This window comes from Chromohalobacter sp. 48-RD10 (assembly GCF_029889785.1).
Lineage (GTDB): Bacteria > Pseudomonadota > Gammaproteobacteria > Pseudomonadales > Halomonadaceae > Chromohalobacter.
Genome location: NZ_JARANX010000120.1, coordinates 1 through 1697, shown reverse-complemented (window position 1 = coordinate 1697; position 1697 = coordinate 1). Strand labels below are relative to the sequence as shown.

Here is a 1697-nt window from a genome sequence, read left to right as displayed (position 1 = left end):
GTGACGGATCGCTGAGCGCGCCTTGGCGGTGACCACGAAGTTGAGCCAGGCCAGGTTGGGGCGGGCACCGGGCGCGGTGATGATCTCCAGCGTCTGGCCGCTTTCCAGGGTCGATGACAGCGGCGCCAGATGGCGGTCTATGCGGCAGGCGATGCAACTGTTACCGATATCGGTGTGCACGCTGTAGGCGAAGTCCACGGCCGTGGCACCGCCGGGGAGCTCCATGATGTCGCCTTTGGGCGTGAATACGTAGATATCGTCGGGGAAAAGGTCGTTCTTGACGTGCTCGATAAACTCCAGGGAGTTACCGGCATGGCGCTGCATCTCGAGCAGCCCGCGGACCCATTCGCGTGCCCGGGCATGGCTGCCGGCGCCGATGGGGCGCGCGGTCTGACCAGCCTTGTACAGCCAATGCGCGGCGATACCGTTGTTGGCCATCGCTTCCATCTCGCGGGTGCGAATCTGCACCTCGACGGGCATTCCGCTGGGGCCGAACAGCGTCGTATGCAGACTCTGGTAGCCGTTGGCCTTGGGGATGGCGATGTAGTCCTTGAAACGCCCCGGCACGGGCTTGTAGAGATTGTGCACCGCGCCGAGAATGCGGTAACAGGTGTCGACGTCATCGGTGATGATGCGAAACCCGAACACGTCCATGATCTCGGCGAAGGGTTTGCGCTGGTCACGCATCTTGCGATAGATCGACAACAGGTGCTTCTGGCGGCCCACTACGCTGCCGCCCAGCGCGTCGTCATCGAGGCACTTCTGCAGGCTGTCCTGAATCTGGCGCATCATCGAGCGGCGATTGCCGCGCGCCTTGGTGACCGCGCGCTTGATGCGCTCGGCACGCATCGGGTGGATCGCCTGGAAGGAAAGATCCTCGAGTTCGACGCGAATGGTATTGATACCCAGACGCCCGGCAATACGCGCGTAGATTTCCAACGTCTCGCGGGCAATGCGGCGCTTCTTTTCGGGACGCAGTGCCCCGAGGGTGCGCATGTTGTGCAGGCGGTCGGCGAGCTTGACGATGATCACGCGGATGTCCTGGGACATCGCCAGAACCATCTTCTGGAAGTTCTCCGCCTGGGCGACCGCCTTGTCCTCGAAGGTGATCTGGGTAAGCTTGGAGACGCCATCGACCAGTTCGGCCACGGGGCCGCCGAATTGCTGGGTCAACGCCTCCTTGGTCACGCCGGTATCTTCGATGACGTCATGCAGCATGGCGGCCATCAGGCTTTGATGGTCCATGTGCATATTGGCGAGGATATTGGCGACCGCCAGCGGATGCGTGACGTAGGGTTCGCCGGAGCGCCGCCGCTGGCCGTCATGGGCCTGCTCGGCGTAGTAAAAGGCGCGCTTGACGTGCAGAATCTCCTCGGGGGGTAGGTAGCCGCCGAGTCGGTCCGCGAGATCGTCGATGGTGAACATAGTGCGCGCCTTCGAGAATGGAGAGAACTTAGTCGTTGTACTCTCGCTCGGGACGCGGCTTGGGAGCGGGCGGATCGACGACTTCGTCGAGGACGTTGACATCGACCAGGCCAGCCGCGATTTCGCGCAGTGCCATGACCGTGGGCTTGTCGTTTTCCCAGGCCAGTTGGGCATCGCGCGAGCCGCGAGCGAGCTGACGTGACCGCTGCGTGGCGATCATCACCAACTGAAAACGGTTATCGACGTTGTCGAGGCAATCTTCTACGGTAACG

At 62.5% G+C, this 1697-nt stretch carries 2 protein-coding genes; both read right to left on the bottom strand.

Features of this window, described 5'->3' with window-relative positions:
• Nucleotides 1-1425 (bottom strand): bifunctional (p)ppGpp synthetase/guanosine-3',5'-bis(diphosphate) 3'-pyrophosphohydrolase (locus tag OP496_RS17600; RefSeq protein ID WP_280565201.1); only part of this gene is annotated, 1425 nt, incomplete at its 3' end.
• Between the two features lie 28 nt (nucleotides 1426-1453).
• Nucleotides 1454-1697, bottom strand: a 244-nt coding sequence (rpoZ, locus tag OP496_RS17595; RefSeq protein ID WP_280565199.1) for a DNA-directed RNA polymerase subunit omega, incomplete at its 5' end; no start/stop codon positions are given.